Raw genomic sequence first — 26,110 nt, 5'->3', positions numbered from 1 at the left:
CCGGTAGGCTGGAGTGTCGATCTTCGACGCCTACAAAAGGAGCGGTTCTCAGTGGCTGAGTACATCTACTCGATGGTTCGTGCGCGCAAGGCGGTGGGCGACAAGCTCATCCTCGATGACGTGACGATGTCATTCCTCCCCGGGGCGAAGATCGGCATGGTGGGCCCGAACGGCGCCGGTAAGTCGACGATCCTCAAGATCATGGCGGGTCTCGACATCCCGTCGAACGGCGAGGCGAAACTGTCTCCCGGGTATACGGTCGGCATCCTCATGCAGGAGCCGGAGCTCGACGAGACGAAGACCGTGCTGGAGAACATCCAGGATGGCGTGGCCATCAAGCCGAAGCTCGACCGCTTCAACGAGATCTCGGCGCAGATGGCCGATCCTGACGCGGATTTCGACACGCTGCTCGCTGAGATGGGTGTGCTTCAGGAAGAGATCGACGCGGCTGATGGCTGGGACCTCGACTCCCAGCTCGAGCAGGCGATGGATGCGCTGCGCACCCCTCCGGGCGACGCCGAGATCGCTCCTCTCTCCGGTGGTGAGAAGCGCCGCGTGGCACTCGCCAAGCTGCTCCTGCAGAAGCCGGACCTGCTGCTCCTCGACGAGCCCACCAACCACCTCGACGCCGAGAGCGTGCTCTGGCTCGAGCAGCATCTGCAGGCGTACAAGGGCGCAGTCATCGCCATCACCCACGACCGGTACTTCCTCGACAACGTCGCGGAATGGATCGCCGAAGTCGACCGTGGCCGCCTGATCGGATACGAGGGCAACTACTCCACATACCTGGAGAAGAAGGGCGAGCGTCTGGCCATCCAGGGCAAGAAGGACGCCAAGCTCGCCAAGCGGCTGAAGGACGAGCTCGAATGGGTGCGTTCGAGTGCCAAGGGGCGCCAGACCAAGTCGAAGGCGCGCCTGGCCCGCTATGAGGAGATGGCCACCGAGGCGGAGCGCACCAGGAAACTCGATTTCGAAGAGATCCAGATTCCTGCGGGTCCGCGTCTCGGCAGCATCGTCATCGAGGCGAAGAAGCTGAAGAAGGGGTTCGGAGACCGTACGCTCATCGACGGACTCAGCTTCAGTCTTCCGCCCAACGGCATCGTCGGCATCATCGGCGCGAACGGTGTCGGAAAGACGACATTGTTCAAGACGATCGTCGGCCTCGAGCCGCTCGACGGTGGCGATCTCAAGATCGGCGAGACCGTCAAGATCAGCTACGTCGACCAGTCTCGCTCCAACATCGATCCGAACAAGAACCTCTGGGAGGTCGTGTCCGACGGGCTCGACTTCATCACGGTGGGCAAGACCGAGATCCCGTCGCGCGCCTACGTGTCGAAGTTCGGTTTCAAGGGGCCGGACCAGCAGAAGAAGGCGGGCATCCTCTCCGGTGGCGAGCGAAACCGCCTGAACCTCGCTCTGACTCTCAAGGAGGGCGGTAACCTGCTCCTTCTCGACGAGCCGACCAACGATCTGGATATCGAAACCCTGGGCTCGCTCGAGAACGCACTTCTCGAGTTCCCCGGTTGCGCTGTGGTCATCACCCACGATCGGTGGTTCCTCGACCGAATCGCCACGCACATCCTCGCCTACGAGGGCACGGACGAGAACCCGGCGCAGTGGCACTGGTTCGAGGGCAACTTCGAGGCTTACGAGCAGAACAAGATCGAGCGACTCGGCCCGGACGCGGCCAACCCGCACCGCTCCACCCACCGCAAGCTGACGCGTGACTGACGTCCCCATCGGCGCGACGTCGCGGCTGCATGTCCCCATCCACCTGCGGTGGGGGGATCTCGACGCGTTCAATCACGTCAACAACACCTCGATGCTCAAGCTTCTCGAGGAGGCGCGCGTCCGTGCCTTCTGGAAGGCGGAGGAGGGGGAGACAGCCCCGCCGACGGCCGTACTGAACTCCGGCATCGAGGCGGGGACTCTGACGCTCATCGCACGGCAGGAGATCGAGTACCTCGCACCCGTGCCCTATCAGCGGCGGCCGCTCGAAGTGCAGATGTGGTTCGGCAAGCTCGGCGGGTCGAGCCTCGAGGTCTGCTACGAGGTGTTCAACGACCCGGAGAACGAGACGCGCGTGCTGTACGCGCGCTCGACCGCCGTCATCGTGCTCGTGGATGCCGAGACCGGGCGCCCCACACGCATCACACCCGAGATGCGCGATGCTTGGTCGCCGTACATCGGCGAGCCGATCACGTACGCGCACCGCTGAGTCGCGCAGGTGCCCTCGGGGGCGGGGATCAGCCCGCCTCGGGCACCCGGATCATGATCTCCTGCGTCACGCTCGCGGCCAGCACGCCATCCTGCGTGTAGATGCGGCCGGTGGCGAGTCCGCGGCCGCCACGGGCATTCGGGGATTCCTGCACGTACAGCAGCCAGTCGTCCACACGCGCCGGGCGGTGCCACCACATCGCGTGATCGAGGCTGGCGACCTTCAACCCCGGTGTCGCCCACGGCACTCCGTGGGCGCGCAGGATCGACTCCTGGATGCTCATGTCGCTGAGATAGGCGAGGGCGGCCCGGTGCAACCGAGGATCCTCCGGCATCGGCGCGCGCATCCGCATCCAGACCGCTTGCTGAGGCTTGCGTTCGCCGTCTGCCACGACGTACAACGGCGATTCGACGTGACGCATATCGACCGGGCGATCGGTCAGCATCCGCAGCGCCTGTGGGTGGACCCCCGCCACACGAAGTTCATCTGACGGGATGTCATCCGGGGCCGGAATACCCTCCGGCATCGGTCGCGCGTGTTCGACACCTGGCGCCTCGTCCTGGAACGACGCGATCATCGAGAAGATCGGAACCCCGTTCTGGTAGGCCTGCGATCGTCGGGTGGAGAAGGATCGGCCATCATGGATGCGATCCACCGCGATGGTGAGTCCGCGAGATGAGTCGCCGGGACGCAGGAAGTACCCGTGCATCGAGTGCACCGCACGATCCTCCGACATCGTCCGCTCAGCGGCGATGAGTGTCTGGCCGAGCACCTGGCCGCCGTAGATGCGCCCGGTCGGCATGCTGTGCGATCGCCCGGTGAAGATGTCTTCCGCGGTGCGTGCCTGCGTCTCGTCGAGGTCCAGCACCTCCAGCAGGTGGTCGACGGATGCCTGAGCCTGTGCATCTGCGCTCATGGCGCTCCTCCCCGCGACCATGGGGTCGCCTCGTTGGTAGTTTAGAACGCGTGCCCCCTCGCCTCGTCCTCGCCGATTCCGACACCGCCCGAGATGTCCTCACGTTCCTCGGTCGCGCGATGCTGGTCTCGGACGACGGCATCCGCTTGCAGGGGAAGCATGGCGTCCTCGCGTTGACCGCGTCTGCGCTCGCGCCACAGGGACTGTTCGACCAGACGCCTACGATCCTCGCCATGAGGATCGTGCACGCAGACCCCGAACTGGAATGCGACATCGTCGTCGACGAGCTCGCCCAGGATCAGGACGAGCGGATGCTGACCCTGCCCGAGACCGGCCGCTCACCCGCCTGGGCGGGTGTGGCGCCGCCGCGCGGTGGATGGGAACCCGCTGGCGAACTCGGATCCGCGACGATCGCGCAACGCGCGCAGTGGGGTATATCCGCGGTGGCGCGCGGAGCGACCCCCGGTGCGGGCGAAGAAGCGGTGCGAGCTCTCAGAGCGGCGATCTGGGGTGAGCCAGACGAGGATCTAGGGGGTCTCGCGCGCGGCGTCGCCTTCACCGCACACGCGTTCGGTTTCATCTCCGGTGAGGAGCGCGTGCCGGTGACCACGTCGGGTCGTTGGACTCGGCTCGCGTTCCGCCGTGGCCACGTGCTTGCGCGCGGCCCGATGGCAACAGGGCTGACGGCAGTGCGCAGCACCGGAACCCAGAAGTAATCCCGAGCCGGTAGTCCCGAGTCAGCGCGCAGCCGCGCGACCCGCCTGCCGCCCGGAGAAGAGGCAGCCACCGAGGAATGTTCCCTCCAGTGCGCGGTATCCGTGCATGCCGCCGCCGCCGAAACCACTGGCCTCACCGGCCGCGTAGAGACCGGGAATGACTGATCCGTCTGCACCGAGTGCGCGTCCGTCGAGATCTGTCTCGATGCCGCCGAGCGACTTGCGCGTGAGCACGTGCAGCTTCACCGCGATCATCGGGCCGGCGGACGGGTCCTGCAGCCGGTGCGGATTGGCGGTGCGGATGAGCTTGTCGCCACGGTAGCTGCGCATGGACCGCAGCATCCCGATCTGCGCGTCCTTCGAGAAGTCGTTGTCGATCTCCCGGTCGCGAGCGATGACCTCTCGACGTACGCGCTCCAGATCGAGCAGGTCGCCGTCCTCGGCCTTGCTCATCTGCTCGAGAAGGGAGTCGAGATCGTTCTCGACGATGAAATCTTCGCCCTCGTCCAGGAACGCCTGCACGGGCCCGGTCGGACCTTTCGCGAGCCGCGACTTCAACAGCAGAGCGACATCCTTGCCCGTGAGGTCGGGGTTCTGCTCGCTGCCGGACAGAGCGAACTCCTTCTCGACGATCTGGCGTGACGTGACGAACCAGGAATGGTCGTGTCCTGTGGTGCGCAGGTGCGCGAGTGTGCCGAGAGTGTCGAACCCCGGAAACAGCGGAACAGGGAGGCGCGCGCCGGTGGCGTCGAACCAGAGCGACGAGGGACCGGGAAGGATCCGGATGCCGTGCGCGGGCCACACCGGATCCCAGTTCTTGATTCCCTCGACGTAGTGCCACATTCGATCGCCATTGATCAGATGCGCCCCTGCGGCCTCCGAGACCGCATGCATCGAGCCGTCCACGTACGCGGGCACCCCGGAGAGCATGTGCGACGGGGGAGTGCCGAGGCGGTCCGGCCACGCTGCACGCACCAGATCGTGGTTGCCTCCGATACCGCCGGAGGAGACGACCGTGGCACCAGCGGTGACCTCGAAGTCGCCCACGACCTCGCGAGATGACACCGCCCCTCGCGCAGCGACGTCATCCGCCAGCAGCTCGCCCCTCGCCCCGACCACAGCACCGCCGGTAACGATCAGCTCTGTGACGCGATGACGGGGGAGGATCGTGAGGGTGCCCGCCTCTTCTGCGCGATGCGCAGCATCCGCGAACGGAGCGACGATTCCGGGACCGGTGCCCCAGGTGATATGGAATCTGGGCACCGAGTTGCCGGGGCCGATCGCGCCGTATCCGCCGCGCTCCGCCCAACCCACCACAGGGAAGAACCCGACGCCGCGTTCACGCAGCCAGGCGCGTTTCTCGCCGGCCGCGAACTGCAGGTACGCATCGGCCCAGGCGCGAGGCCAGCGGTCCTCATCCCGGTCGAATCCGGCATTGCCGAACCAGTCCTGGGTCGCGAGTTCCAACGAGTCCTTGATGCCGAGGCGTCGCTGCTCGGGGGAGTCGATCAGGAACAGCCCGCCGAACGACCACCATGCCTGTCCGCCGAGATTCGAGCGGGGTTCTTGATCGATGAGGATCACCCGCTTGCCGGCGGCCGTGGCCTCGGTGGCTGCGACAAGGCCCGCCAACCCCCATCCGATGACCAGAACATCTGCGGAAAGGGGCGTGGTGGTCATGGGGTCTCCGTTGAATCCTGACTGCTGCTGCGGGTCTCGAGCGTCGATCGCCCTGCGGGTGCGGGGCCAATACCCGACGGCTCCATTGTGTTCACCATGGCATACGCGGCGCGCTCCAGGTAGTCCCACAACGTGGAATCGTGCAGCGGGGACAGCTGCACTTCATCGAGTGATGTGCGCATGCAGCGCAGCCAGCGGTCGCGCGCGTCGGGGTCGACGTGGAACGGCATATGGCGCATCCGCAGGCGAGGGTGTCCGCGGGTCTCGCTGTAGGTGGAGGGACCGCCCCAGTACTGGGCGAGGAAGAGCGTGAACCGCTCTGCCGCAGGGCCGAGGTCCTCTTCCGGATACATCCGGCGGAGCACCGGGTCGAGTGCGACCTCACGATAGAAGGTGCCGACGATCTTCTCGAACGTGGCGTAGCCGCCGACCTCATCGTAGAACGTCATGCTTCATCCTCGGGGGTAGGCCGTGTGTCCTTCGACGCTGGCCGGGTGTCCTTCTTGCGCCAGATGCCGCGCGAGACGGGCGGCACTCCGGTGACGGCGTTCGGTTTGGTGGTGGGCGGGTTCGCGCCGCGCACACGCCGTGCGCCCTCCGGGCCGGTCGGGACGACGGATTCCAGACTCGGGACCGTGAGCCCCAGCTCCTCGATCGCGCGCTTGAGCCGCATGCGCAGCTCACGTGCGACGTCATCCTTCGCATTCGCGCGGGTCTTCAGCACGACACGGATGACGAGGGCCTCGCCTGATATCGATTCAAGGCCCCACACCTCCGGTCGCTCGATGATGCGTGTGCGCCACTTCGGATCCTTCGAGAGCCCCAGCGCCGCTTCGAGGAGCGCGGCCTCGACCTCCGGAACGTCGGCATCCACGGGCACGCCGAGGTCGATGATCGCGCGCGCCCATCCCTGCGACATGTTTCCGATGCGCAGCATCTCGCCGTTGCGTACGTACCAGAGCGTGCCGTTGACGTCGCGCACCTGCGTGACGCGCACGCTGACATGCTCGACGACGCCGCTGGCGAGCCCGGTGTCCACGACATCGCCGATGCCGATCTGATCCTCGGCCACGATGAAGAGGCCGTTCAGAACGTCCTTGACGATGTTCTGGGCGCCGAAGCCGAGCCCGGCGCCCAGCGCCGCGGTGAGCAGCGTGAGCGACGCGATCAAGTCGGGAGCGATCACCGCCATGACCATCAACAGCCCGACGACCACGACAGCCACATTGATGATGTTCTGCAGGATGCTGCCGAGAGTGCGGGTGCGCTGGATCAGACGCATGTCCGCGAGCGGTGATCGCTCCAGCGCCTGGGTGTCTTCGACATTGGCCTTCGATTTCGCACCGTCGACGATGCGGTGCACGACCCTGCGGACGACGAATCGGAGCGCGAGCCCGATCAGGAAAGCGACCACGACGATGATCGCAATGGCGATCGCCCTGCCGCCGATGTCCTTGAGGATCGTGAGGAACGATGTCGACACCTCGTTCGCCGAATCCGGCGTCGGGGTCGTATCAAAGGGAAGCATCAGCACCCTCCGATCCTAGCGATCGGGCCTCTGCGGCAGCTGGATGGCAGCGTCGCAGAGGCCCGGTCGGAGCGGGGTGCGTCAGTTGTGACTTTCGTCCACTTCGGCATCGCGGGACTGCGCTGCGAGCGCGCGCTCCACGTCGGCGAGGCCTTCGCTGACGAGGCGTCGCAGGGCTGGCGCTGCCTCGCCGTTCGCCGAGAGCCAGGCGCGCGTGGCGTCACGCAGCGCAGCGTTCGCGAGCGACGTCGGGTAGAGCCCGACGATGAGGTAGCTGGCGATCTGATACGTGCGCGACTCCCAGACCGGCACCAGCATGTCGAAGTAGTCCGCCACGAACTCGCCGAGCACTCCCGTGCTGTTGGGATGTCCGAAGCCGAGGGCCGCGGAACGCACGATCGTGTTGGGCAGGGTGGCGTCGTCGATCAGCGAGGCCCAGGCCGCGCGCTTGTCCGCCTGCGTCGGCAGCGCCGCACGAGCCTGAGCGGCGAACTCCGCGCCCTTGGACGTGTTGTCCGCCGCGAGGGCGGCGTCGATGGAGGCGACGTCCGTCGCTCCGATCGAGGCCAGGCCGACGAGAAGCTGCCATGAGAGGTCGGTGTCGATCTCGAGGCCGGGAAGAGTCTCTTCGCCCGAGCGCAGGCGCCCGACGATGCCTGCATGCTCGGTGTTCACGAGTGTGTTCGCAAAGGCGGTGACGAACTGCAGCTGGCTGTCGCTTCCGGCTTCGGCTCCATGTGCGAGATCCCACAGGCCGTCGGCGATCTTCAGACGCGCGGCATCCCGCTCGGAGGGTGCAACGTACAGGGTTGCAGCGGTGCGCAGCTGCGCGAGCGTGGTGCGAACCGTGGTCGACTCGGATTCCTTGCCGATGTTGCGCAGCACGAGCTCGATGTAGTCGGATGCTGCGCTCTCTGCATCGCGGGTCTGATCCCAGGCCGCACCCCAGACGAGAGAGCGGGCGAGCGGGTCGGCGATCGCGCCGAGATGATCGATCGCGGTGGACAGCGACCGCTCGTCGAGGCGGATCTTCGCATAGGCGAGGTCGTTGTCGTTGAGCAGTACGAGGTCGGGGCGCTTGCGGCCCTGCAGCTCTGGGACCTCGGTGCGGTCGCCGTCGACGTCGACCTCCGCGTAGTGCGTGCGGGTGAGGGCTCCGTCGAGGAGGTCGTAGAAACCGATGCCGAGGCGGTGCGGGCGGATCGTGGGGTAGTCAGCGGGTGCCGTCTGAGTGACCGCGAATCGAGTGATGACTCCGTCGGAATCCTCAGCGATGACAGGGGAGAGCGTGTTGACCCCTGCGGTCTCGAGCCACTTCTTGGACCACGTGCTGAGGTCACGGCCGCTGGTGGCTTCGAGCTCTGTCAGCAGGTCGGTCACCTCGGTGTTGCCCCACGCGTGCTTCTGGAAGTACTGTCCGACGCCGGCGAAGAACGCCTCGATGCCGACCCAGGCCGCGAGCTGCTTGAGCACCGATCCGCCCTTGGCGTACGTGATGCCGTCGAAGTTGACCTGGACGTCCTCGAGGTCGTTGATCTCGGCGACGATCGGGTGCGTGGAGGGCAGCTGGTCCTGACGATAGGCCCAGGTCTTCTCCATGGCATTGAACGTCGTCCACGCCTCGGTCCACTCGGTGGCCTCTGCGGTGGCGATGGTAGACGCCCATTCGGCGAACGACTCATTCAGCCACAGGTCGTTCCACCACTTCATGGTGACGAGGTCACCGAACCACATGTGCGCGAGCTCGTGCAGGATCGTGACGACGCGGCGCTCCTTGACGGCATCCGTCACCTTGCTGCGGAATACGTACGTCTCGGTGAAAGTGACCGCGCCCGCGTTCTCCATGGCTCCGGCGTTGAACTCAGGGACGAACAGCTGGTCGTACTTCGCGAACGGGTACGGGACACCGAACTTCTCCTCGTAGTACGCGAAACCCTCGCGCGTCTTGTCGAAGATGTAGTCGGCGTCGAGGTGCTGCCACAGGCTCTTGCGACCGTAGACGCCGAGCGGGATGACGTTGCCGGACGCGCTCGTCAGCTCGGAGAATGTGGACTCGTACGGCCCGGCGATGAGAGCGGTGATGTAGGAGGAGATGCGCGGAGTGGGTTCGAATCCCCACGTGGCGGTCTCGTTCTCGTCGTGCTTGATCGGCTCCGGAGTCGGGGAGTTGGAGATGACCTTCCAGGCCTCGGGTGCCGTGATCGTGAACTGGAACGTCGCCTTCAGGTCAGGCTGCTCGAACACTGCGAAGACGCGGCGCGAATCGGGCACCTCGAACTGCGAGTAGAGGTACACCTCGCCGTCCACCGGATCGACGAAACGATGCAGCCCTTCGCCGGTGTTGGTGTACAGGCAGTCGGCGTCGACGACGAGGACGTTCTCCTCCTGGAGGCCCGACAGCGCGATGCGGGAGTCGTCGAAGACCTCGTCCGGATCGAGCTGTTCGCCGTTGAGGGAGATCTCGCGCACGTCGCGCGCGATCAGGTCGATGAAGGTGAAGCTTCCCGGTGTCGCCCGGAAGTGCACGACGCTGCGCGATCCGAAGACCTCTGCGCCCTTCGTCAGATCGAGCGAGATTCCGTACGACTGGGTGTCGATGAGAGCACGACGCTCCTGAGCTTCGATTCGGGTGAGGTTCTCTCCAGGCACAGCTGATTCTCCCAGGGGTTCGGGTCGGCGCCGAGATCCGACGCGGCTGGCGCCGACGGCAACCATGACAGCCTACGCCAGGACCCGGGCGTTGTCGGTGCGCAGTGGTGGAAAGATGGAAGAGTGACTGCACCCGATCCGAACCTCGTACCCTTCGCATCATCCGCCGCCGCGGGCGGCCCCGAGTTCGTCGAGACGCCGGTGGCGTACGACGCTCTGGTGCTCGCCAGTTTCGGCGGGCCGGAAGGTCAGGACGAAGTGATTCCGTTCCTGCGCAACGTGACGAGGGGCCGAGGAATCCCGGACGAGCGGCTGGAAGAGGTGGCGCATCACTACCGCCATTTCGGCGGCGTCAGCCCGATCAACGCTCAGAATCGCGCGCTCAAGGCCGCTCTCGAAGCAGAGATCGCAGGCCGAGGCCTCGATCTGCCGGTGTATTGGGGCAACCGGAACTCGGAACCGTATCTCGACGAGGCCTTCACAGCCGCCGCCGACGACGGACACGCGACGCTGCTGGTGCTCGCGACCAGTGCCTACAGCTCGTATTCCAGTGATCGGCAGTACCGCGAGGACATCGCACGCGCCATCACCGATGCGGGCCTCGAAGAGCGCGTGACCGCGGACAAGGTGCGCCTCTACTTCGACCATCCCGGCTTCGTTCAGCCGTTCCAGGAGGGTGTGGATGCCGCAGTCGTGGCGTTCCTGGAGCAGGGGATCCCGGCATCCGACATCCATGTGCTCTTCTCCACCCACTCCATCCCCACCGCCGACGCCGAGCGCTCAGGACCACGGACTGTCGAGTGGGGTGAGGGCGGCGCGTATGTCGCACAGCACCGGGCCGTCGCCGCGCACATCATCGAGAACCTCGCCGCCGTCACGGGTGGCCGGACGGTGCCGTGGCAGCTGGTGTTCCAGTCGCGTTCGGGTCCTCCGACGCAGCCATGGCTCGAGCCCGACATCAACGATGTGATCGCCGAGCTGCCTGCATCCGGGGCGAAGGCCGTCGTGATCGTGCCACTTGGATTCGTCAGCGACCATATGGAGGTCATGTGGGATCTGGACACCGAGGCGATGGAGTCCGCTGTCCAGGCAGGTCTTCTCGCGACTCGCACCCAGACGCCCGGCGTCCATCCGGCGTTCGTCGCCGGCCTGGTAGACCTCGTGATCGAGCGGCTGGAGGGCACGCCGGCGGCCGACCGCCCGCACCTGACCGACCTCGGCCCCTGGTACGACGTGTCGCGCGCCGGTGATTGCGAAAACGTGCGGCTGGGCTTCAAGCCCGCTGCCGCCGGTCTGGTGCCCTGACGCGGGCGGGCACACCGACGCTTCTAGGATGGTGAGCATGCGCATCCATATCGCCACAGACCACGCGGGACTGGAATTCTCCACGAAGCTGCAGGAGCACCTGCGCGCCGCGAGGCACGACGTCATCGACCACGGTCCGCTCGAGTACGACGCCGTCGACGATTACCCGGCCTTCTGCATCCGTGCAGCGCAGGGCGTCGTCGCCGATCAGACGGCGGGCGTCGATGCCCTGGGCGTCGTGTTCGGCGGCTCGGGCAACGGCGAACAGATTGCGGCGAACAAGGTTCAGGGCGTCCGCGCGGCACTGGTGTGGAACCTCTCGACAGCTGAGCTGGCTCGTGAGCACAACGATGCGAACGTGATCTCGATCGGTGCACGCCAGCACACGTTCGAAGAGGTCACCTCGTTCATCGACCGCTTCATCTCCACTCCGTTCTCAGACGAAGAGCGCCACGTGCGTCGCATCGGCCAGATCGCGGATTTCGAACGCGACGGCTCGCTCCTTCCCGATCCGCGGGCCTGAGATGCCCGAGGGTCACTCCGTCCACCGGATCGCTCGGCAGTTCGAGCGCAACTTCATCGGCAAGCGGCTGCAGGCATCCAGCCCTCAGGGGCGGTTCGCCGAGGGGGCGGCGATGCTCGACGGTCGTGAGGCGGTGAGCGTCAAGGCCGTCGGCAAGCAGATGTTCCTCGAGACCGAGGGCGACCTCTGGCTGCGGGTGCATCTCGGCCTCTACGGCGCATGGGACTTCGCCGGCGAGATCCTGATCGATCCGACCATCGCCTCGGCCAACGGGCGGATGGGTCAGACGAATCAGCGCGGCACGGATCTGGATGCGTCGGACCTGAGCGCTGTCCCGATCCTGGACGATGCCGGCGAGAACTCGCTGGCCTCGATCGGTGCGCCCAGGCGAGCACGCGTGCACGTGCGCATGTCTGAGCAGACCAAGGGTCTCGCCGATGAGAGCGCGGAATGGCCACCCCCGATCGTCGGTCAGGTGCGATTGCGCCTGATGACCGACATCACCGCGGCGGACCTGCGCGGACCGACGGCCTGTGTACTCCAGACTCCTGACGAGATGCTCCAGACCGTCGCCAAGCTCGGCCCGGATCCGCTCGTCGGCGACCCGACCGCGAACGAGGAGCGCTTCGTCCTGGCCGTGCGCAAGAAGTCGACGCCGATCGCGCTGCTGCTGATGGATCAGTCCGTGGTCAGCGGGATCGGCAACGTGTATCGCGCAGAGATGCTCTACCGGGCCCGCCTGAACCCGCACACGCCCGGCAGGGACGTGCCAGAGGAGATCGTGCGACAGCTCTGGCACGACTGGGTGCGCCTGTTGGCCATCGGGGTCGAAACCGGTCAGATGATGACCATGGATGACCTGTCGCCGACCGACTACCGTGCAGCGATGGCGAGCCGGGACGATCGGCACTGGGTGTACCACCGGGCCGGCCTCCCGTGCCGCGTCTGCGGCACCGAGATCGCGCTCGAGGAGATCGGCGCGCGCAAGCTCTACTGGTGCCCGAGGTGCCAGGCCTGACTAGTGTGGTCCTTCAACTGCAGAACTTTCAGTTGCAGGACGCATAGACGGGAGCATTGATGGACCTCGCAGGCTTGCAGAGCGCGCTTGAGACATTCAGCGGTTGGATCTGGGGGCCGTGGTTCCTCATACCGCTCCTTCTCGGTACCGGTTTGTATCTCACGATCCGTCTCGGCGGATTGCAGTTCCTCCGCCTTGGTCCTGCCCTAAGGCTGGGTCTTTTCACCCGGAAGGACCCTGGGTCCTCCGGTGACATCTCGCAGTTCCAGGCATTGACGACGGCGCTGGCCGCGACAGTCGGGACGGGCAACATCGTCGGCGTTGCGACGGCGATCGGCATCGGCGGCCCTGGTGCGCTGTTCTGGATGTGGGTGACGGGCCTGCTCGGCATGGCGTCGAAATACTCCGAGGCGTTCCTCGGCGTGCGTTTCCGAACGACGGACTCGGCCGGCGAGAAGAATGGCGGTCCGCAGCAGTATCTCGAGCGCGGCATCAAGGGACCGATCGGGAAGGTTCTCGGCCTGTCGTTCTCGATCTTCGCGGTGATCGCCTGCTTCGGGATCGGCAACATGACTCAGGGCAACTCGATCGCGCAGAATCTCGACTCGAGCTTCAGCGTGCCGACATGGGTGACCGGGCTCGTGCTGACGGCGTTCGCCCTGGTCGTCCTCGTGGGCGGCATCAAGTCGATCGGCCGCGTGACAGCAGGACTCGTGCCGATCATGATCGTGTTCTACGTGCTCGGCGCGATCTACATCCTGATCGCCAACGTCGGTGCCCTCCCGGCGGCATTCGCACAGATCTTCACTGAGGCGTTCACGGGAACCAGCGCGGTGGGCGGCTTCGCCGGTTCCGCGATCATCATCGCCGTGCAGTTCGGCGTGGCCCGCGGCATCTTCTCCAACGAGTCCGGCATGGGCTCGGCAGCCATCGCAGCTGCGGCGGCGCAGACCAGCCATCCCGTGCGCCAGGGTCTGGTGTCCATGACGCAGACGTTCATCGACACGATCATCGTGGTCTCGTGCACCGGGCTCGTCATCATCGCCACGGGGACCTGGAGCAAGATCGATCCGGAGACGGGTGAGCAGATCAGTCCAGCGCTCATGACTGGAGAGGCGTTCTCACACGGGCTCCCGGGGGACTGGGGGCACATCATCGTGACTCTGGGGTTGGTGATGTTCGCGGGCTCCACGATCCTCGGCTGGTCGTACTACGGCGAGCGCAACGTGGAGCGACTGTTCGGGCGGCGCGCGGTGATGCCGTTCCGGATCATCTTCTCGCTCGTGGTGTTCATCGGATGCACGGTGCAGCTCGGTGTGGTGTGGGCCTTCTCCGATGCGATGAACGGCTTGATGGCGTTCCCGAACCTGATCGGTCTCCTGGTGCTCTCCGGCCTGGTGGCGCGTGAGACGAAGAAGTACCTGACGCACGATCCGAAGCTGCGAGCAAGCCGTGAGGAGATCGAGGTGTTCATGGCCGGGGACCCAGGGTGGGAGGCATGGAAGGCTGAGGAGGCGACGGCTGTCGCGCCGCAGGCTCTGCGCAAGACGTGAGCCTGTCGACGGCCATAGGCTGAGAGCATGCGTCAGAATCCCAGCTTCACTCTTGCCGATGTCACGGAGATGCGGCGTGTGATCGAGCAGAATCCATGGGCGACGATCGTCAGCGCATCGGAAGACGGCCAGGTCGCGTCGCACTACGTGATGATGCTCGAAGAGGGACGCGACGACCTCACGATCGTGGGGCACGTCGGTCGCCCTGACGATCGGATCCACGGCATGGGCGGGCGTGAGCTGCTGGTCGTGTTCCAAGGGCCGCACGGCTACGTATCGCCCGGTTGGTACGGCGCCGGCACCCAGGCAGTGCCGACCTGGAACTACATCGCCGTGCATCTCTCCGGTGTGCCGGAGATACTCAGCGATGAAGAGAATCTGCGCGTCCTGGATCGGCTCGTGGAGCGTTTCGAAGGGCGGTTGCCGGATCCGCGGCTCATGTGGGAACGGCCGAACGACGAGGCTTTTGTGCACCGTCTGGCGTCTGGGACGGTCGGATTCCGCCTGACGCCGACTCGAGTGGTGGCCAAGCGCAAGCTCAGCCAGAACAAAGACGCTGAAACGGTCGAGCGTGTGATCGCCGAGCTGCAGAGCGACGGCGTCTACTCGAACGTGGCGCTGGCAGGGGAGATGCGCAGAGCGCAGGATGCCCGACCCGGTCGCACGGCATGACTTTCGTCGGCGATCAGGTCGCCGTGGTCCGCGGTGCGCGGATCGCCGGGCCAGGACGCGAGTTCCTCAGCGACGATGAGCCCGTCGACATCCATGTGGTGGATGGGCGCATCAGCGACATCGCCCCCGTCGGCGCGCTGCCCGCGCCCGGTGAAGTTCTCGACGCCGGCGGCACGTGGATCGTTCCCGGATTGTGGGACAACCATGTCCACACCGTGCAGTGGGCTCTGGCCTCGGAACGCGAACAGCTCGGTGATGCGGTCACTGCCGTCGATGCTGCTTCACGGATGTCCGGCATCGCGCCGCTGGCCGACGGTCGCCGTGTGGGTACGGGATTCCGTGACGCACTCTGGGTCGATTCCCCCTCGCTCGAGGTGCTCGACGCCGCGACCGGAGCGGTGCCGACGTACTTGATAAACGCCGATGTCCACAGTGTCTGGTTGAACTCCGCCGCGCTTGCGCGAGAGGGATACTCCGCTGTGGACGGGATGCTGCGCGAAGAGGATGCGTTCGAGATCTCGAAGCGCGTGAACGCCGTCGAACCGGAGCATGGTGACCGTGCGGTGCGGGCCGCTGGAGAAGCTGCCGCAGCGCGCGGAGTGACCGGGATCGTGGACTTCGACATGGCGTGGAACGCGGATGCCTGGAGTCGTCGTGTGAGCGGTGGATTCCATACGCAACGTGTGGAGTTCGCGGTGTATCCGGCGGATCTGGCGCGAGCCGTCGCCATCGGACTCCGAACGGGCGATTCGCTGGCCGGTACCGACGGGCTTGTGCACGTCGGACCGCTCAAGATCATCACTGACGGATCGCTCGGCACCCGCACCGCGGCGTGCTCGCATTCCTATCCCGGCGATGATGCGGACTTCGGCGTGCTGAACATCTCGCCGGGTGCGCTGATCGACCTTCTGACCGAGGCGGCCGGCTCAGGGCTCGGCGTCGCCGTTCACGCGATCGGCGATCGAGCCGTGTCATCCGCGCTCGATGCCGTCGCGGCGACCGGAGCATCGGGGACGATCGAGCACGCGCAGCTCGTGCGGCACGCCGACCTCGCACGCCTCGCGCGTCTCGGCCTCGTGGCGAGCGTGCAGCCCCAGCACGCGCTCGACGATCGTGACCTGGTCGATGGGTACTGGGCGGCGCAGACGGCCGTCGGCTATCCGATGGCTTCGCTGCTCCGCGCCGGTGCGACGCTGCGGCTGGGCTCAGACGCGCCGGTGGCGCCGTTGGACCCATGGCGGGCGATCGGCGCGGCGGTGGGACGGACGGACGACGAGCGGCAGCCGTGGCACCCGGACGAACGACTGAGCCTCGACGAGGCGCTGAGCGCGAGCGTCCGCAACGCGATTCGTCCTGGTGAACTCGCAGACATGGTGCTGTGCGGCACGAACCCGCACGTTGTCGATGGACGGGCGCTGCGGACGATGCCTGTGCTGGCGACGCTGCTCGGCGGACGCGTCACGCACCTCGGATGACCGACGCGGGTTCGGTCGGGCTCGGCGTTGCGCGTGAGCGCGGTACGCGCACGCTACCGTTGTAGCCGTGAACTCCACAGCGCAGACTCCGCCAGCCACCCGGTCCCAGCTTCGCCGTGACCGCTCACCGGAGCATGCGGCATCATCCCGGTTCATCCCTCACGTTCAGGGGCTCAGGGCGATCGCCGTCCTCTTCGTCGTGCTGTACCACTTCTGGCCTGCGCGCCTGAGCGGCGGCTACGTCGGCGTCGACATCTTCTTCGTCATCTCCGGGTTCCTGATCACCTCGCACCTGGCTCGCGAGCTCACCTCGACCGGAACGGTCAAACTCGGGCAGTTCTGGGCGCGGCGCGCGCGTCGTCTGCTGCCGGCCTCACTCCTCGTTCTGCTGTTCTGCGCGATCGTCGCGGCGATCCCATTCCTCACGCCGACCTCTGCCCTTCCGGCAGAGGTCAAGGAGATCATCGCCTCCACGTTCTACGTGGAGAACTGGTACCTCGTGTTCAACTCGGCCGACTACCTGGCCCACGCCGGAGATCCGACGACCGTCCAGCACTACTGGTCACTCTCACTCGAGGAGCAGTTCTACGTACTCTGGCCGCTGATCATGCTGCTGGCAGCATGGATTGCGGTCAAGTGGTTCCGCGGCGCCCGGCTGCGCGCCGCGGCAGTCGCGATCGGAATCGTCTCCGTCGCGTCGTTCGTCTTCTGCGTGGTGTACACCATCTCGGATCCTGCGCCGGCGTACTTCATCACCATGGGGCGGATGTGGCAGTTCGGAGTGGGAGCGATCATCGCCCTCGTGCCGGTGCTGCGAGTGCGCAACGCCGTCGTGAGCTTCGTGCTGGGATGGGCGGGAATCATCGCCCTGCTGTACACCGCATTCCGCTTCGACGGCCAGACGCCGTTTCCTGGTTACATGGCATTGGTTCCGACGTTGGGCGCTGCGGCGATCATCGCTGCGTCGAACACGGATCGCTGGTGGTACCCGACACGCCTGCTCTCGGTGCCGCCGATGCGCTTCACCGGCGACATCTCCTACAGCCTGTACCTCTGGCACTGGCCGCTGATCATCATCGCGCCCTCGGTGCCGTTCTGGGGACTCACGATCTACCACCGCGTCGCGCTGCTGGTCATCTGCTTCGTGCTCGCGTGGCTCACCAAGCGCTTCGTCGAGGACCCTGCGCGGTCATGGAAGCCCCTCACGTCGCGGCCGCCGAAAGTGACGCTGTGGTCGGCGCTTGCGGCCATGATCCTGGTCGGCGCGGTTGCGGCCGGTGGCTGGGCGGTCAATGCTCCGGCGTATCAGCAGGGCGTGCAGGCGATCGAGGATGTGCGTGAGAATCCGCCTGAGTGCTTCGGCGCAGCATCTATCCTGGACGAATCGTGCGCGGGCACCGACCTCGACACGATCCTTCCGGCTCCTGGCTTCGCCGGAGTCGACCGACCTACCGACGAGCAGTGCTTCATCCAGCTCAACGACTCGCGGCCGGTGTCCTGCGAGTTCGGATCCGACGACCCGGACGCACCTCAGGTGGCGTTGGTCGGCGACAGCCACGCGTACCAGCTGCTTCCGACGTTCGAGAGCATCGCCGACAGGGAGGGCTGGCACCTCACGACGTTCTTCAAGGGTGCGTGCCCGTGGAATGCGACGCCCTTGGCCACCGGCGGCTCATTCGGCGCTGCATGTTCCGACTGGCGCACAGGAGTCGACGCGCAGCTCGCCGACCGTGAGTTCGATGTCGTGTTCACCTCTGCGATCTCGAATACGCCCTACTCTTCTGCCGGGTTCGACTCCTCTCACGACGCTGCGGTGGCCGGTTACCAGAAGGCATGGTCGACCATGACCGAGCGTGGCATCCCTGTGGTGACCGTCGTCGACAACCCGGTCTTCGAGACCGACCCGAACAAGTGCCTCCGCACCCGTGATCAGGCGGAATGCTCCGGCGCGCGTGCAGACGTCCTCCTCGAGGACGATCCGCTGCGGGACGCGGCCGAGGGTGCACAGGATGTGACGCTGCTCGACTTCACCGATGTGTTCTGCGACGAGGACACCTGCAAGACGGTGATCGGCGGGGCCAACGTGTACCGCGATCAGGACCACCTGACGGTGACGTTCGTCGACACGTTGGCACCGCAGTACACAAAGGCGTTGAAAGACGCGATGGCGGCAGCCGCCGGCTGATCCTCCGCGTTCTCACGAAGACACGCAGAAGGGCACCGGACGGATCCGGTGCCCTTCTGCATGTGTGAGGTGCTTGTTACTCCGCGACGTGCGCGACGAGGAACCAACGGTCCTTCTCGAGGCCGCGCATGATCTCGATCGCGACGTCCTGGCTCGTGAGGTCGATCTCGTCGAGGCCGTCGATCGCGGCCTTCGTGTCGACGAGGATCGCATCGATGTCGGCGACGATGTTGCGGATCAGCTCGGTCGACTGCGTGAATCCTGCCGGTACGGACGATGCTGCGACCTTGTCGGCGACGGTGCTGAGGCGTGCGTCGATCGGAAGGCCGAGAGCGACAATGCGCTCTGCAGCGGTGTCGGCGAAGTCGCCTGCATGGGCGACGACGGTATCGAGCAGTTCGTGCACTCCGATGAAGTTGGCGCCACGCACGTGCCAGTGGGCCTGCTTGCCGTTGACTGTCAGAGCCTGAAGCCCGAGAACAACGGGGGAGAGGAACTGTGCCGCGGCAGCAGCGACCGTCGGGTCGCTGGCGGTGGTGGAGATGGTCTGTGCCTTGCTCATTATTCTTCCTCCAGAAACGGCGATTTCGAACCTGATGCAGACAACGCTACTCACCCTGAAACATTCCGCAAGCAAGCTGAGGCTCGGCTCACTTCCGCGGAATCACGCGGAAGTGAGGATAGTCTCGCCTCATGAGCATCTCGTCGTCAGCATCCGTCCTCGCCCTCCAGAGCAAGATTCCACACATCGCCGATGACTCCTTCGTCGCTGACGGTGCGCGACTCATCGGAGCGGTCGTGCTCGAAGCCGGTGCGAGCGTCTGGTACAACGCGGTGCTGCGTGCGGATTCGGCCGAGATCACGGTGGGCGTCGGCAGCAACGTGCAGGACAACGTGTCCGTGCACGTCGACAGCGGCCATCCCGTCGTGATCGGCGAGAACGTGTCGATCGGTCACAATGCCGTCGTGCACGGCTGCACCATCGGAGATGGTTCATTGATCGGGATGGGTGCTGTGATCCTCAGCGGCGCCGTGATCGGCAGAGGCTGCCTTGTCGCCGGTGGTGCCGTCATCCTCGGGGGCACCGAGATTCCGGATGGATCGCTGGTCGCCGGCGTACCGGCGAAGGTGCGACGCGAGCTCAGCGATGAAGAGCGTGCAGGACTCATCGCGAACGCCCAGATCTATCACTCGCACCTGGAGACGCACCGGAGCGCCACGGCGCTCTGACGCCGACGAGCACCGCTAGGCTATTAACCCTGCGGGGCGGTGGCCAAGTTGGTTAAGGCAGCGGGCTCATAACCCGACGATTCGTGGGTTCAAGTCCCACCCGCCCTACTCTCATCCCTGAATGGCTCATGCCCGATCAGGAATCTATTCGTGCTTTCGCCGGCCGGAAGCTGAGACTGGCCGCTGCGGTCGTCGCGCAGTTTTCAGGGGAGCCTCCACCCGACTCTCAATACCAACGAGATTCCTGAGCGTACAGGGCGCGCATTCTGCCGCGCTCTCATCGATGAAGTGCTCGATAAAGCGCATTGAGACCTTCAGCGAGGATTTCATATAATTGCGGTGACGTCTGATGGGTGTCGCACTCATCGAGCATCTGAAGTTCTTCGCTCGCCTTCGTCCTGCTCGACCGTGTGTGACTTCGCCGCCGGCCGATAATGCAACATTGCAATACGCAGTAATCACGGCCGGCGCCTCCGACCCCGTCAGACCCACACTGGTACTGACTGATTGGAGTGTTGATATGTCCCCGATGCCCGATCCCCGGTTCGAGTTGAAGAAGATCACCGACACGGAGTGGCTCGTCCTCGACCATCGGTACGTCGCAAGCGATGCGCGCCGGACTGTCGCCTGCATCTACCAGCTGGAGCAGACCGACGTGGAGGTGGTCTGGCTCCGCGACCTTCCTCTGGCGGAACGCTACACGGGCGCATTCGATGTTCTTGAAGATGTAGAACGGTTCTACACACGGCATCGGTGGCAGCGGCCTGTACTGATCCCGCACATGCCGCCGATGGCCGCAACGGCCTGACCCCCCGCTATGGCGTGGGCGATCCGCCGTTGGCGTTGAGCGTCTCACCTGCGACGAAACTGGACTCCGCAGACGCAAGGAAGACGTACACCGGTGCGAGTTCGGCGGGCTGGCCCATACGCCCGAGTGGAGTCTGTTCACCGAACTCGGCGATCTTCGCCTGTGGTTGTCCGTCCGTCACTTGGAGCGGGGTCCAGACCGGACCGGGGGCAACGGCGTTGACGCGAATGCCCTTCGGTGCCACCTGCTGAGCGAGCGCCTTCGTGAAGGTGTTGATCGCGGCCTTCGTCGTGGCGTAGTCGACCAGGATCTCCGATGGCGTGTATGCCTGGTGCGATGTCGTGTTGATGATGGTCGATCCCGGCTTCAGGTGCGGCAGCGCGGCCTTGGTGATCCAGAACATCGCGTAGACGTTCGTCTTGAAAGTGTCATCGAACTGCTCGTCACTCAACGTCGTGAGATCTTCGTTGAAGATCTGCTTCCCACCGTTGTTCACCAGGATGTCGATGCCGCCGAGTGCTTCGACGGCTTTATCGACGAGATCACGGCAATAGGCGTCATCACGCAAGTCACCCGGTACGGTGATGGCCTTTTGGTCGGCATCCTCAATCAATCCTGCGATGCGCTTGGCGTCCTTCTCTTCGCTCGGCAGGTATGAGAGCACGACGTCGGCGCCCTCTCGAGCGAAAGCGATCGCCGTGGCGGCTCCGATCCCCGAGTCAGCTCCGGTGATCAGCGCCTTACGTCCCTTCAGGCGTTCGGTGCCTCGGTAGGTCTCCTCTCCGAGGTCCGCTTTGGGCGTGAGTTCCGCATCGAGGCCTGGCTCGGATTGATGCTGTTTCTGGGGCTGCTTATCGCTGTACAGCTTGGTCGGGTCGGCAAACGTGTACTGATCTTGCGACATGAGGCTCCTTCGTCTGAATCGGACTCTTCTTCTGACCATATGGTCATGGCCTGCCTTGCTCCGAGGGGGTTGCGTTCGAGGCGACTCTGGTCCAAGACCAGACCCGATACCGGCCGCGGCGCAGAGACGGCATCGGCCGGTAGGGTGACGCCCATGAGTGAGAACATCCCCGTGTCCGCAACCACACCGCTGTCTGTTTGGTTGACGGAGCTGGCTCAGCCAACCGGCGCGCCGGGCGGCGGGGCCGCGTCCGGAGTGATGTTTGCGACGTCTGCAGCCTTGTTGCGCATGGTCGCCGAATACACACCCGACGATTCACGGTCATCTGAGTGCGCCAAGCGCCTCGTCAGCCGACGCCAGGAGGCGCTGGAAGCTGCCGAATCCGATGGAGTCAGATCAGTCGATTTCGGCGCGGCCCTCGGCCTGCCCGCCGACGCTCCGGAACGGGACGCGCGAGTGCGCCATGCAGCACTTGCGGCTGCGCGTGCCTCTTTACAGATCGGTGAAGTCGGTCGCGGTCTGCTCACTGAGCTGCGATTGATCGCGGAGATCGGGAAGCCGCAGCTGGCGGCGGACGTCGCGGTCGCGGCGGTGGCGCTGGCCGCAGGCATAGGCGGCGCCTCCATCAACCTGCGCGCGAACCTGCAGACGGCGCGCAAACACGGTGCGTCTCAGACTGGGCTGACAGGACTTCAAGCCGAGGTGCGGCGCCTGGTAGTGGATCGGGATGCCGCTACGAAGATCTCCGTCGACGCTTCGGCGAACTTCGACGAGTGACGACGCGACGCGCTCACTCGGCCGACGTCACAGCGGGCGCGCGGTGATCGACTCTGCGCCGAGATCCTTCCGGGCGGTGCGAAGGCACTTCGTGCAGAGCAGCTCCACGGTGCGGGGGTGGTTCTCTCCGCAGGTGCAGTCGATCGTCACACGCCATTTGGCGCGGCGACCGCACGGTGCATAGGCCTCTTCGTCACCGTGGTCGCACTCGCACTCCAACGGAACATCCGCGTCCCATCCGAGCGAGATGTCCTCGAAGGCCTGATCGATCGGATCGGCGTCCGTCGGCGCAGCCGGTGCGTCTGTATGAGTCTTGTGTCGCATCACATCACGTTCCCGATGTAGGAGTATTTCACGAACACTTCGGCGGCGATTCCTGATTCTTCCAGTACGCCCTGGAGAGCGCTCATCATATAGTTCGAGTCCCAGCCCATGTAGAGGAAGTGCTCGTCGTCCAGCGCATCCCAGTGGCCCTTCCAGGCCATCTCGTCATAGATCGGGCCACCGTGATTCGTGCTGTACGCGAGCGCTGACGGGCGAGCATCGGTCCATGCGCGGCGGAACACACGATTGAAGAGCGCGCGGACATCCTTGACCTCCCAATGCTCGCCGCGGTACTCGACGTAGTCGAACTCGCGATCCCAGCCTGCCGGCCACCCACGTCGGCGCACGGCATCGAGCACGGGGGTGAGCGCGTCGTCGTCTATCTCAGGAAGTTCGGGGCGGGCCCAGATGCGAACCAGCTCAGCGGTCAGACGCACCGTGCGCCGCGAGATCGTGGATGTGCCCCAGGACGGCGTCGCCACGAGTGCGCGGGTCTCCGCGACGGCGCTGCGGGCGTAGGCATCCGTCCGCTTGTCATCGTATGACGCGCCGAAGACCCGTTCCGTGAGTGACTGCTCCAGCAACGTCAGGTTGCCGAGCGTCGGCGCGAGAGCCCTGTGGCTGTTGCGCTCGTCCTCCGAGTAATCGATCCATGGCCGCGTGCCGTCGCCGGACCAGGCGTCGCTGGGAACCAGCGGCACGATGTGCTCGACATCGAAGTCCGAGGTGTCCTCGATCTGTTCGATGCGTCCGAGCACGTACGCCGCGTGGGGGAGCTCCGCGTACTTCAGCACAGCGCTGACACGTTCGTCCGACGGAGTGATGCGCGCGAAGGCCCTCATCAGCGCGCCGCGACCCTCTGCGCGTGCACGGCACAGCCGGGCGATCAGGCGCTCTGCGGGCAGGCCGACGAGCGCGCGACGCAGATAGAGGGCCTGAATCCATTCGAGCGTCTCGATCAGTTCATCGCGCGGGATGAGTCCACGCGCATGATCGCTGTACGCGCTCATCGCCAGCGGATAGGCCGCCCGCCCGAACGTGTTGACGTACTCGAGCTGTCGGCGGATCTCTGCATCCTTCTCGGATGACGGATCGAGCAGGGTGCCGTAGATCTCGGCGTAGTGGCGCCAGACGTCCGCGTCCGCTTGAAGGCGTTCCACGTCGACGCGGGGGAACGAATGCCGGAACGCGCTGTACACGCCGTGCTCGCCGTTCGCGGCGATCTCCCGACCCGTCGTCATCACCAGGTAGTGACGCCAGAATGCGCCGATGGTCTCGCCGGTGTGACGTTCGATCGGCAGCCAGTAGCGCTCTTCGACGTCGAGCTGCTCTGCGTGAGTGAGCCCCATCAGGATGTAGTTGTGGATGAGCTCGTGATCGCGCAGCGGCTCGCCGGTGGAGTTCAGGCTCTCGAAGATCTGCTGAGCGTTCGCTGCGGGACCGAGAGTGATCGACACGTGCTCGATCCGCCGCAGACCGCGCCAGATCAGCGGCGCCTCATCGGCGTGGACCTGGCTGCGGAAGAACGCGTAGTTGTCGTCGAAGCGCGATTCACGGTCGACATCGTCGCGCCTGTCGAGCACGACTGATTCGTAGAGCTCCGCCCACGCGTCATGGGGACGCAGCTTGGTGCGCGACGAATCGTCCGCGCGCACCAGCACGCGCTCGAGCTCTGCCGCCATGTTCGGATCGGTCTCTCGAACCGCGTGGTGCAGAGCGGCGACGAGAAGCATGAGCGTCGTGATGCGCTGCTGGCCGTCGATGAGGATGAGGTCGATCTCGGATGCATCCTGTGCGGAGAGGATGGAGCCGATGAAGTGCCGATGGGTCGCGCCTTCGCGGGCGACGGCACGTATGTCGGAGAGCAGGCGTTCGCATCCGCCGATGTCCCAGCGGTACTGACGCTGGTAGACCGGGACGACGATCGTCGTATCCGGAGCAGAGAGCCACTCGATCGTGTTGACGGCGGTCGCTTCGACATTGGTGGCGGTTGCCATGTTCTTCGCTCTTGCTCCTCACGACGGCGGAATCCTGCGCTCCGCCGTCAAAGAGTCTAGTCGCCGTCGAAACGCCACCGGCGGGCCACGCTGGCGCTTCTGAACACGATGTTAGGCTTGCCTTATCAGGGCCTGTTAAAACGTGCTGGCCCCCGATGAAAGGACATGACCTAGATCATGGGATACATCAAATCCGCGGCTCTCGAGGAAAAGGGCTTCGTCGTCCTCGACAGTTACAACCAGGACCTCGACCCCAAAGAGTGGCTGGACATCGAGTACAACGACTGGAAGTCGTCGGGTGACACCCGCTTCGCTCCGCTCGCCAGCGCCTTCGGTGACATCGAGTGCAACGGCTTCTGGAACCACAAGCCGCCGCGTACCGACAAGGACGGCGTGTGGATCGACTCTCAGGTCGCCAAGGCGCCGAACCTCACCCGTCGCGCGCAGGAGCCCGGCGCCAACGTCGGCCGCTGCCGTGTGATCGAGCTGCAGCCCACGCCCTACGGCGACTGCCTCTACAACCTCCATCAGGACGACAACAACCGCCTGAACCCCGACGGAACCGGCTGGGTCGTCCGCGGGTTCTTCAACCTCACCGATGACAAGGACAGCTTCTTCGTCCTGCGTGAGAACCGCACCGACCCGGCGGGCGAGGTGCGAATCGCGCTTCCCGCCGGCGCCCAGCTCATCATCGACACGCAGCGTCTGTGGCACGCCGCGACGCACGTCGGCTCCGAGCCCCGTTACAACCTCATCACGTCGTGGACGTCGGGCCCCGAGCTCGACGCCTACATCGAGAAGTACAACGGCACAGACCAGGTCGAGAACTTCGAAGTTCCTCAGGATGTTCTCGAGGCCGGCTATGCGGAGCAGGCGCGCAAGGATGCTGCGCGCGCGGCCTACTATGCAGCCAAGGGGCAGCAGGTCAAGCAGGCGATGAGCGAGGCGTAAGCCACCCGTTCGAAGCTCCCGAAAGCCCCGGCCTGCAGGCCGGGGCTTTCCTCGTAATCACACACTTGTGATTTCCGTCAGTCTGGGCGATAATCAGCGTACAACCGCATATTCTCGCCACACTTCGTTGGCTCAGGTCGTTGGGGAAGACGCACCTGAAGAAACGGAGAGATCATGGCGACGGCTTACGCACGCGGAGTGGTGTACATCCACTCTGCACCTCGCGCGCTTTGCCCGCACCTTGAATGGGCGGTCGGACGCGCTATCGGTCGCGCAGTGAACTTCGAGTGGGCTGAACAGCCGGTGCTCGAAGGCTCTCGTCGTGCCGAGTTCTACTGGGACGGTCCAGTGGGCACCGGTGCAGCTCTTGCCACCGCGATCCGCGGCTGGGAGCACCTGCGCTTCGAGGTGACGGAGGACCCGACTCCGCGCAGCGACGGTGGACGTTGGCTGCATACTCCCGACCTCGGCATCCACTACGCGCAGACCGACGCGGCCGGAAACATCGTCATCGGGGAGGATCGCATCCGCTACGCGATGGAGATCGCGGCCGGAAGCGCGGTCGAACTGCAGCGCGAGCTCGACGTCGCCCTCGGCTCCGCCTGGGATGAGGAGCTCGAGACGTTCCGGCACGCGAGCGACGACGCCACCGTCGTGTGGCTTCACAAGGTCGGCTGACCT

At 65.3% G+C, this 26,110-nt stretch carries 24 protein-coding genes and 1 tRNA gene; 16 read left to right on the top strand and 9 right to left on the bottom strand.

From position 1 onward, the window contains the following. The first annotated feature begins 51 nt into the window (after positions 1 to 51). Positions 52 to 1,731 (top strand): energy-dependent translational throttle protein EttA, encoded by a 1,680-nt coding sequence (ettA, locus tag QFZ46_RS19160; protein ID WP_307364108.1) that lies wholly within the window; start codon positions 52 to 54, stop codon positions 1,729 to 1,731. Next, the gene (locus QFZ46_RS19155) at positions 1,724 to 2,218 is read left to right on the top strand and encodes an acyl-CoA thioesterase (protein WP_307364106.1); all 495 of its coding nucleotides are present in this window, start codon (positions 1,724 to 1,726) and stop codon (positions 2,216 to 2,218) included. The genes ettA and QFZ46_RS19155 overlap by 8 nt, the downstream gene beginning before the upstream one ends. Positions 2,219 to 2,246: 28 nt before the next feature. Here the strand turns inward: QFZ46_RS19155 and QFZ46_RS19150 are convergent, their stop codons facing one another. Then, positions 2,247 to 3,134 (bottom strand): acyl-CoA thioesterase, encoded by an 888-nt coding sequence (locus QFZ46_RS19150; RefSeq protein WP_307364104.1) that lies wholly within the window; start codon positions 3,132 to 3,134, stop codon positions 2,247 to 2,249. Between the two features lie 50 nt (positions 3,135 to 3,184). Between QFZ46_RS19150 and QFZ46_RS19145 the strand changes: the two genes are divergently transcribed. Beyond that, positions 3,185 to 3,850 carry a hypothetical protein gene (locus QFZ46_RS19145; RefSeq protein ID WP_307364102.1) on the top strand — a complete coding sequence of 222 codons (666 nt, stop codon included), beginning with the start codon at positions 3,185 to 3,187 and terminating at the stop codon, positions 3,848 to 3,850. Positions 3,851 to 3,871: 21 nt separating this feature from the next. Here the strand turns inward: QFZ46_RS19145 and QFZ46_RS19140 are convergent, their stop codons facing one another. The 4 genes from QFZ46_RS19140 to pepN form a co-directional block, all read right to left on the bottom strand. Beyond that, positions 3,872 to 5,530, bottom strand: a complete 1,659-nt coding sequence (locus QFZ46_RS19140) for an FAD-binding dehydrogenase (protein WP_307364100.1) — start codon at positions 5,528 to 5,530, stop codon at positions 3,872 to 3,874. Further along, positions 5,527 to 5,979, bottom strand: coding sequence for a globin (locus QFZ46_RS19135; protein WP_307364098.1), 453 nt, complete (start codon positions 5,977 to 5,979; stop codon positions 5,527 to 5,529). The genes QFZ46_RS19140 and QFZ46_RS19135 overlap by 4 nt, the downstream gene beginning before the upstream one ends. After that, a complete protein-coding gene (locus QFZ46_RS19130) occupies positions 5,976 to 7,058 on the bottom strand; it encodes a mechanosensitive ion channel family protein (RefSeq protein WP_307364695.1) in 1,083 nt (360 codons plus the stop codon). Before QFZ46_RS19130 ends, QFZ46_RS19135 begins: the two co-directional genes overlap by 4 nt. 81 nt (positions 7,059 to 7,139) lie before the next feature. Next, positions 7,140 to 9,707: an aminopeptidase N gene (gene pepN, locus QFZ46_RS19125; RefSeq protein ID WP_307364096.1), complete on the bottom strand. Its 2,568-nt coding sequence runs from the start codon at positions 9,705 to 9,707 to the stop codon at positions 7,140 to 7,142. A 123-nt stretch (positions 9,708 to 9,830) separates the two neighbouring features. On the opposite strand from pepN, the gene QFZ46_RS19120 reads away from it, so the two are divergent. From QFZ46_RS19120 to QFZ46_RS19090, 7 genes are all read left to right on the top strand, one after another. Next, positions 9,831 to 11,012 carry a ferrochelatase gene (locus QFZ46_RS19120; protein WP_307364093.1) on the top strand — a complete coding sequence of 394 codons (1,182 nt, stop codon included), beginning with the start codon at positions 9,831 to 9,833 and terminating at the stop codon, positions 11,010 to 11,012. A gap of 37 nt (positions 11,013 to 11,049) precedes the next feature. Beyond that, entirely contained in the window at positions 11,050 to 11,535 is a 486-nt protein-coding gene (locus QFZ46_RS19115; protein WP_307364091.1) for a ribose-5-phosphate isomerase, read from the top strand. Position 11,536: 1 nt separating this feature from the next. Further along, entirely contained in the window at positions 11,537 to 12,553 is a 1,017-nt protein-coding gene (locus QFZ46_RS19110) for an Fpg/Nei family DNA glycosylase (RefSeq protein ID WP_307364089.1), read from the top strand. A gap of 59 nt (positions 12,554 to 12,612) precedes the next feature. Continuing rightward, complete coding sequence (locus QFZ46_RS19105; protein ID WP_307364086.1) at positions 12,613 to 14,106, top strand: alanine/glycine:cation symporter family protein; 1,494 nt, start codon at positions 12,613 to 12,615, stop codon at positions 14,104 to 14,106. Between the two features lie 27 nt (positions 14,107 to 14,133). Then, on the top strand, positions 14,134 to 14,778 hold the full coding sequence (locus tag QFZ46_RS19100; protein ID WP_307364083.1) for an FMN-binding negative transcriptional regulator: 645 nt from the start codon (positions 14,134 to 14,136) through the stop codon (positions 14,776 to 14,778). Next, on the top strand, positions 14,775 to 16,253 hold the full coding sequence (locus QFZ46_RS19095; protein WP_307364080.1) for an amidohydrolase: 1,479 nt from the start codon (positions 14,775 to 14,777) through the stop codon (positions 16,251 to 16,253). The genes QFZ46_RS19100 and QFZ46_RS19095 overlap by 4 nt, the downstream gene beginning before the upstream one ends. 67 nt (positions 16,254 to 16,320) lie before the next feature. Continuing rightward, a complete protein-coding gene (locus QFZ46_RS19090) occupies positions 16,321 to 18,438 on the top strand; it encodes an acyltransferase family protein (protein WP_307364078.1) in 2,118 nt (705 codons plus the stop codon). A 76-nt stretch (positions 18,439 to 18,514) separates the two neighbouring features. On the opposite strand, the gene QFZ46_RS19085 is transcribed toward QFZ46_RS19090, so the two are convergent. Beyond that, positions 18,515 to 19,000 carry a Dps family protein gene (locus tag QFZ46_RS19085; RefSeq protein ID WP_307364076.1) on the bottom strand — a complete coding sequence of 162 codons (486 nt, stop codon included), beginning with the start codon at positions 18,998 to 19,000 and terminating at the stop codon, positions 18,515 to 18,517. Between the two features lie 131 nt (positions 19,001 to 19,131). On the opposite strand from QFZ46_RS19085, the gene QFZ46_RS19080 reads away from it, so the two are divergent. From QFZ46_RS19080 to QFZ46_RS19070, 3 genes are all read left to right on the top strand, one after another. Then, entirely contained in the window at positions 19,132 to 19,668 is a 537-nt protein-coding gene (locus QFZ46_RS19080; RefSeq protein WP_307364074.1) for a gamma carbonic anhydrase family protein, read from the top strand. A 33-nt stretch (positions 19,669 to 19,701) separates the two neighbouring features. After that, positions 19,702 to 19,776, top strand: a tRNA-Ile gene (locus QFZ46_RS19075). A gap of 241 nt (positions 19,777 to 20,017) precedes the next feature. Further along, the gene (locus QFZ46_RS19070) at positions 20,018 to 20,476 is read left to right on the top strand and encodes a hypothetical protein (RefSeq protein WP_307364072.1); all 459 of its coding nucleotides are present in this window, start codon (positions 20,018 to 20,020) and stop codon (positions 20,474 to 20,476) included. Between the two features lie 7 nt (positions 20,477 to 20,483). On the opposite strand, the gene QFZ46_RS19065 is transcribed toward QFZ46_RS19070, so the two are convergent. Continuing rightward, positions 20,484 to 21,380, bottom strand: coding sequence for an SDR family oxidoreductase (locus QFZ46_RS19065; RefSeq protein WP_307364070.1), 897 nt, complete (start codon positions 21,378 to 21,380; stop codon positions 20,484 to 20,486). Between the two features lie 153 nt (positions 21,381 to 21,533). Between QFZ46_RS19065 and QFZ46_RS19060 the strand changes: the two genes are divergently transcribed. Beyond that, positions 21,534 to 22,157, top strand: a complete 624-nt coding sequence (locus QFZ46_RS19060; protein ID WP_307364068.1) for a cyclodeaminase/cyclohydrolase family protein — start codon at positions 21,534 to 21,536, stop codon at positions 22,155 to 22,157. Between the two features lie 27 nt (positions 22,158 to 22,184). Here the strand turns inward: QFZ46_RS19060 and QFZ46_RS19055 are convergent, their stop codons facing one another. Further along, positions 22,185 to 22,481, bottom strand: coding sequence for a hypothetical protein (locus QFZ46_RS19055; protein WP_307364066.1), 297 nt, complete (start codon positions 22,479 to 22,481; stop codon positions 22,185 to 22,187). Next, the gene (locus QFZ46_RS19050; RefSeq protein ID WP_307364065.1) at positions 22,481 to 24,478 is read right to left on the bottom strand and encodes a DUF262 domain-containing protein; all 1,998 of its coding nucleotides are present in this window, start codon (positions 24,476 to 24,478) and stop codon (positions 22,481 to 22,483) included. The genes QFZ46_RS19055 and QFZ46_RS19050 overlap by 1 nt, the downstream gene beginning before the upstream one ends. Before the next feature lie 177 nt (positions 24,479 to 24,655). On the opposite strand from QFZ46_RS19050, the gene QFZ46_RS19045 reads away from it, so the two are divergent. Together QFZ46_RS19045 and QFZ46_RS19040 are read left to right on the top strand one after the other, a co-directional pair. Continuing rightward, positions 24,656 to 25,429 carry a hypothetical protein gene (locus QFZ46_RS19045; RefSeq protein WP_307364062.1) on the top strand — a complete coding sequence of 258 codons (774 nt, stop codon included), beginning with the start codon at positions 24,656 to 24,658 and terminating at the stop codon, positions 25,427 to 25,429. A 174-nt stretch (positions 25,430 to 25,603) separates the two neighbouring features. Then, positions 25,604 to 26,107 (top strand): DUF3145 domain-containing protein, encoded by a 504-nt coding sequence (locus tag QFZ46_RS19040; RefSeq protein WP_307364059.1) that lies wholly within the window; start codon positions 25,604 to 25,606, stop codon positions 26,105 to 26,107. Positions 26,108 to 26,110: the final 3 nt, after the last annotated feature.

Source organism: Microbacterium murale (assembly GCF_030815955.1).
Classification (GTDB): Bacteria; Actinomycetota; Actinomycetes; order Actinomycetales; family Microbacteriaceae; genus Microbacterium; species Microbacterium murale_A.
The sequence above is the reverse complement of the archived record's forward strand: the minus strand, read 5'-3'. Positions and strand labels throughout refer to the sequence as shown.